The organism is Virgibacillus carmonensis (genome assembly GCF_057836705.1).
The window spans coordinates 21,086-27,085 of record NZ_JBYQFJ010000037.1 but is presented as its reverse complement, the minus strand read 5'-3'; the positions used below and the strand labels follow the sequence as shown (position 1 = coordinate 27,085).

Annotated in this window: 8 protein-coding genes and 2 pseudogenes; 2 read left to right on the top strand and 8 right to left on the bottom strand. The window is 33.6% G+C overall.

What is annotated here, in order from left to right; all coding sequences use genetic code 11:
* Together AC3G7N_RS18470 and AC3G7N_RS18465 are read right to left on the bottom strand one after the other, a co-directional pair.
* Positions 1–166 (bottom strand): annotated as a pseudogene (locus tag AC3G7N_RS18470) (IS91 family transposase); the annotation flags it as partial.
* Between the two features lie 63 nt (positions 167–229).
* Positions 230–589, bottom strand: a pseudogene (locus tag AC3G7N_RS18465) (LysE family translocator); the annotation flags it as partial.
* Between the two features lie 131 nt (positions 590–720).
* Here AC3G7N_RS18465 and AC3G7N_RS18460 point away from each other — a divergent pair.
* A complete protein-coding gene (locus tag AC3G7N_RS18460; protein WP_489423633.1) occupies positions 721–1,617 on the top strand; it encodes a LysR family transcriptional regulator in 897 nt (298 codons plus the stop codon).
* Between the two features lie 576 nt (positions 1,618–2,193).
* Positions 2,194–2,706: a CBO0543 family protein gene (locus AC3G7N_RS18455; protein ID WP_489423632.1), complete on the top strand. Its 513-nt coding sequence runs from the start codon at positions 2,194–2,196 to the stop codon at positions 2,704–2,706.
* 222 nt (positions 2,707–2,928) lie between these two features.
* Here AC3G7N_RS18455 and AC3G7N_RS18450 read toward each other — a convergent pair whose 3' ends face one another.
* The 6 genes from AC3G7N_RS18450 to AC3G7N_RS18425 all read right to left on the bottom strand — a co-directional run bounded on the left by AC3G7N_RS18450 (position 2,929) and on the right by AC3G7N_RS18425 (position 5,925).
* Positions 2,929–3,111, bottom strand: coding sequence for a hypothetical protein (locus tag AC3G7N_RS18450; protein ID WP_489423631.1), 183 nt, complete (start codon positions 3,109–3,111; stop codon positions 2,929–2,931).
* A gap of 102 nt (positions 3,112–3,213) precedes the next feature.
* On the bottom strand, positions 3,214–4,305 hold the full coding sequence (locus AC3G7N_RS18445; protein ID WP_489423630.1) for a hypothetical protein: 1,092 nt from the start codon (positions 4,303–4,305) through the stop codon (positions 3,214–3,216).
* 362 nt (positions 4,306–4,667) lie between these two features.
* Positions 4,668–4,850 carry a hypothetical protein gene (locus tag AC3G7N_RS18440; RefSeq protein WP_489423629.1) on the bottom strand — a complete coding sequence of 61 codons (183 nt, stop codon included), beginning with the start codon at positions 4,848–4,850 and terminating at the stop codon, positions 4,668–4,670.
* 113 nt (positions 4,851–4,963) lie between these two features.
* A complete protein-coding gene (locus AC3G7N_RS18435) occupies positions 4,964–5,155 on the bottom strand; it encodes a DUF4083 family protein (protein WP_489423628.1) in 192 nt (63 codons plus the stop codon).
* Between the two features lie 323 nt (positions 5,156–5,478).
* Positions 5,479–5,673 carry a hypothetical protein gene (locus AC3G7N_RS18430; protein ID WP_489423627.1) on the bottom strand — a complete coding sequence of 65 codons (195 nt, stop codon included), beginning with the start codon at positions 5,671–5,673 and terminating at the stop codon, positions 5,479–5,481.
* Positions 5,674–5,751: 78 nt separating this feature from the next.
* Positions 5,752–5,925 (bottom strand): hypothetical protein, encoded by a 174-nt coding sequence (locus AC3G7N_RS18425; RefSeq protein ID WP_489423626.1) that lies wholly within the window; start codon positions 5,923–5,925, stop codon positions 5,752–5,754.
* Between the last annotated feature and the right edge of the window lie 75 nt (positions 5,926–6,000).

The following is a 6,000-nucleotide window of genomic DNA, read 5'->3' as shown; positions in this document are numbered from 1 at the left end:
CTTCGCAAACATAGAGGGTGAATCCATTTTTCATATCTCCACAGTCACGATATTTTTCTACCTCCTTGATGACAATAGAACGGATTCTGTCCCCTTTTTTTCTTTTAAATGTTTCCCAATTATTGTGTTTATCAAATAAGATACGCTTCAAAATATTTTTATCCATACATCAAAACTACCACAGTTATAAACACTGTGGTAGGGGGGATTTTTATACTTTCCTTACTTAGAACAAAATACTTTTTATATTAATTACCTGAAAGATAAAGCCTGATAAGAAGGAGGATTGCTTATTCTTATCCCCTTTCTTTGAATCTTTTGGGAAACTAATTTGCCATGCCAAGTAAAGTAGATATGCCGCACCAGCGAATTTAAAATATGGCTCTACAATAGGAATCCAATTGTAGAGACTTGTTGTAAGTACCCCACTCATAATTCCAAGTACAGCAAACCCCGCCAAGATTCCGCTACTAAACTGCCATGCCCCCGTAATACCACATTTTCGTGCTTCATTCATCATTAAGATGTTACTCGGACCAGGCGTAATCGATGTAATTATTACATATGAAAGAAATGCTATTATACTCATTGGTTCACCTTCATTACTAATTTGTTAATGGACTGCTTTTATTGTATGATACTGTTATCTATAAATAAAATTGAAATTTATAAAATCATTATCATTTTTTTCGATACATCTTTTAATAAAGGAGAATTAATATGGAAATTAGACACCTTATAACGTTTCAAACCATTGTAGAAGTTGGAAGTTATACAGGGGCTGCTTCGAAATTAGGTTATACTCAATCTACGATAACCTCTCACATTCAAGCACTTGAACACGACATTGGAGGCGAGCTTTTCACTTTTGAAAACAGGAAATTGCAGCTAACTCATTTAGGAAGGGAATTAATACCTTTAGCGGAGGATTTACTTTCTACCAATGATCAGATAAAGAATATGCAAAGCGCCCACGAAGTTAAGGGAGGATTAAGGGTGGCTGCGCCAGAATCTTTAACCATCTCCAGGTTAGGTCCAATCATTAGGGAATATTCCTTAAAATATCCTCAAGTGAAACTCACGCTAACCAATGGTACCTGTGGACAAAATCAAGCTGACTTAGTAAGCGGACGGGTTGACATTGCTTTGATGGTATATCCAGAATTAAATCTCGAAAAGTGCATTCATTATTCCTTAGGTGAGGAGAAAATCGTCCTTGTGAGCAGTAATGATGGTCCGGATCATTTTAATGCATATAAAAAAGATAGTAATCAATACTTTTTTATAACAAACGAAGAAGGATGTAGTTACCGATTAATGTTTGAAAGGTATCTTTTAAAACATAACATCCACAACTTTCAAACCATGGAGTTATGGAGTATAGAAGCAATCAAACAAACGGTTATGAGTGGACTTGGATTTGCTGTATTACCTTACATTACGGTGAAAGAAGAAGTTGATAGTGGTAAGTTAAAAATACTAAGTCATTCTGAAAAATTTGATCCAATTTATTCCCATATACTAATCAAAAAGAAAAGATGGTCGTCTCCAGCCGTTGAAGCTTTTGTTCAACTGGTTTTAAATTCGTTTGGTGAAAATGGCAAAGGAGTGTCTTAATTGAATAAGATTATGGTCATTTACGGTAGTTCTAGGAGAAATGGAAACACAGATTTTTTAGCAGATAGGGCTACAGAAGGAACTGCTGTGACAAAACAAAGGAAGTAGACCAGATGATGTTATAGAAGATAAAAAGGCATTAGCAGAGGTCACTACTTTTACAAGCCGAAATCCGTAGCCTTAAAAAATAACCTATATATATTTGACGTTCAAAGTGCTATACATTATGGTCTTCCCCTCCAAATAGACAGTGAAAGGGAATATGTTATCATGTTTAATTAGTTTATCTGAAGGATTTATTTAAGTTTAACAAGAATTAATCAATTCTTGTTAATCATTACATCTATTTTAACATGAAAATTCAATCCTCTTAATTAATAATTTTTCATAAAATGGTCATTTAAATGAAAAAATGAACGCTAATCTTTATTCCTGATAAGCGCCCTTTTACATTTGGATAATACCGACCCCGAATTTAACGCACCCGTTATTTCAAGAAGAATATAGGGGGAAATAGATAATCGCCAATATTCTGGAAAGAATAAAAGAAATTCACATATTTTGAAGGGGATTTATATGCAAACTTCATTTATATTCTTTTTTATAATTATTGGTTTATTTTTTGGTGTTTGGAATCGTTGGAAAGAATTATACCCAACCCTGTTATTTTGGATTATTTGCAACCTGCTTTATAGTACCTTACTTCATAGTTACAGGGTGTGGGAATTTCACCCTGTTCAGATTGACCACTTTTTTCTACCCACACATACGATTATAGCATTAGCAATAGCATTTTTGATTTATCCCTTCGTCATTGTTACGTATTTGGGAAGATTTCCTAAATCTATATTTAAAAAAGTAGGCTGGATTATTGTTTGGGCTTTGATTTTCCAATCTGTTGAAACGATTGCTTATTATAACGAAAGTATTACGCATCATTACGGGTGGTCACTTACTTGGTCTTTTATTTTCAACATAGTAACATTCTCTGTTTTACCTGTTCATCAATGGAAACCTTGGGTTGCTTGGCTTTTGACTGTATTAAGTATTACATTAGTATTTATAATATTTGATCCTCCAATCCCATAATAACAGGATTAGATTCATTTCTTTTCTTCATACAGATAGGTAAGGGAACGAAGGAAGGAAACTGATACAAATTATATCCCTCCCTGAAGATTCACTTTGCTCCATTGTATTTGTTTAACTATTCTGCTAGTTCACTTTAATAAGAGAGCGAATGCTTTTTTGTTTAGCAATCGCTCCCTTTTGTTTTGTAAAAGATAGTATTCAAATTAATAGTAATTGCCGTTAAAATTTTAACTTTTTGGATATCCAAATAAGTAATACACCGACCATAATAGCCGAACTGGAAACAAGAATAAATAACCAGCCAAGTAAAAGTGAGGGGATCAGATAACATAAAGCTACAACTACTATAAACCAGCCAATAACAAAAGAAAAACTTGAAACTAAATCAATAAAATCCTTCATAAACCTATCTCCTAAAAAGTCTTTCCATACTAATAAGTAAGCCAACAGATATTCAAGAAGCCTGAATAAAAATACAGGTAAAAGAGGCTGCCTTTTACTTTCCTAACATGGGTAGTTTGCTAGTTTTTTCAGGTAAATCTGTAGACGCTTTTCTAGTTGTTCTTTTGTACCATACCGAATAACTTGTTCACGGTTTAAAGATTCTTTATTTAATAACTGCAAGTATGTATGCGCCATAGTAACGAGTTTCAAGAACACTTCAACGTTCAAATCTTTACGTTTTTGCTTAGAGTGATTGGTATACCCTTCAATAAATCCTTCAGCATTCGCTTTTAATTGAGGTATATAAAGATGATAATTACATGTTCCATATCTTAGGGTATCATGCACAGTATAGAAAAAGGTCTGATAATTGAATACGTAATTAGCAGCTAGAGAAGTCCCTGTATATAGAAGTGGATAAGGGTCTATAATTCTGGCACCGCTCTTTGAAAAAATGATGTTCTCTGGAGATGTATCCTGATTTGTCAGGATAATTTTTTCGCGGTCTATTGAACGAACAGAAATTAGATCCTTCCCAGTCTTTCTCACTTTTTCCTTATCAAATTCGTAAAGACTTGAGAGCAATACATCCAATTCATCTTGATATTCCTTGGTTTCTTCGAGAATGAACTCTCTCAAGTCCATTTCTAGCTCACCTTTCAGCTCACCCTTTTCACCGGTTTTCAAATGTCCTAAGCCTTTATAAGGGTGATCAAGATTTTCAAGCGCAAGGAAAAACTCTCCCATCTCCGTTCCATACAGTTTTGATTGTTTCGTTGTTTGATCGCTTATTCCAATGGATTTCCCTATATAAGACTCAATCGTATAGGTCAATTCTTCATTGACGAAGTACTCAAAATGCTCAGGGCAAATTCCTTTTTTTGCTTCATTGGCATGCTTGTAAAACGCTTTTGTAGCAGCATACTCCGCCGTCAACTCTCCATGATCGAATACGACCTCTTTCTCATAGGCAACTTTTTTCGGAATACGGAGGACGAGCTGCTCCGTGTCAATCAAATACGCAAAATGCCAGGCACCTTCTCCTAACCTTTTAATACCAGATCCATCTGATATCTCTTCCAATCCCTCATTTTTCAAAGCTTCATTAATGAGTTCCAGCTCTGTTACAGTTTCAGTTGTAAGGAATTTCATCTTTATATAAACTCCTTTTCATTTTTATGAACGTCATTTCCTAGTATAAAAGTATAATTGCAGTAGTGCCCATTAGCTCCACTTAGCTCTGCGTCTCTAGAGGTCAGCGCGATACAATTTGCTTGTCTCAATCAATAGAGCGTTCACATTGCTTCTATGTGCAACTTGTTGAAAGGAAAATCTGCTGATTTCGCATAAGGCAATACTGACAGCACAACCCAAAGCAATTCTTGCAATCTGATTTTAAATCATCAAACATTATTAAATACTTCCCGTAATTCACATAGAGTCGTTAAAGTATATATGAAAGAGAAAACTATTATATTGGTTTTCGTATTATCATTATTTCCCCCAAATTGCTTTTAATTGTTTTTAATATTATTCATATCTTCTTCTAGACGTTCAACTCTATCCTTTAATTCTTTATTAAATTCTTTCTTAGACTGCGTATATTTTACTATAAGGACTATTCCAACAATAACAACAATAAAAAATATCAAACTCAGTAATATTATTATTATGGGCAGAAACTCTGCAATTGTCATTTCTTCCTCCTCCTGTCATACATACAATAGTATTATTTATTTGTCCTAACATTCCTCTTGGATTAATGGTTGTTCAATTAATGCGCCCGTTCAACTCAATCACACCATAAATTTTACTTTTCATTATCCGATAGCAACTTATCTAGTTTTTCTTCTACTCTATTTAATCGCTTATTTCTTTTCTTAAACATAACAATAAATGAAACTATCCCCACAACTATAGCAACTACTAATAAAAATGAAACTAATTGAAAGATCATATCTCCTATATGTAACCCACCAACTGCTGTTAATAAAAACACCATTAATTTCCCCTTTCTAGGTAGTCCCTCTTCCACTAACCTGCGTCTTTATGACATTTCACCTTCGCCTATACCATATGCAAACAACACTAAAAGGTTAAACGACAACAACATAAGTAAAACTAAGCTAGTATAAATGTGAAATGCCTTGTTAGTCATTTTAATATACTATTCACTCCGAAAAAGAAGATGGAGTTCTCTACATATCTATAAGCAAATCGATTAATATGATAAGCTATCTATGAAGTCATGTGCACAATGAATGACTTTCGATAGAGCCTCATTATTTTAGTGAATTTTATAATGGTACTGTATATAATCAGCAGTTACTTTAAGAAGGAATTATCGTCTGGTTTCATAGTACCCTTAGTGAATATCCCGATAATTAAAATGATAATACCTGTAATTCCTCCAATAAATTCAGCAATATAAAAGTCTGAGTCTCGCACAAAACGAATAAGAAACCCTCCACCAAAAATTATTGTCATTCCAATACCAAGAGATGTTAGCAAATACTTCATTGTTTCACTCCTCGTAGTAGTATAATCTCTAATTAAACTTGTTCCAGAAAAGCTCTCGTTTGTTCAATAGGATTTATTCTATTTTTTATATAAATTCAGACCTAATTTAAATAACAATATTAAGAAAGTTACAGTAATTAATGCACCGATTGTATCCCAATCTATTTCTCCATTTCGAATTAAGCTCACAGCCATAATCGCTACAAGTACGCCCACAATACCAGAAAGGAACGTCTTCAATCTTTTAATCAAATTATCTCCCCCCATAAAGACAACTACAACGATAATTTCATAACTTAACAAGGTATTTAAGTAAAAGGTTTAACC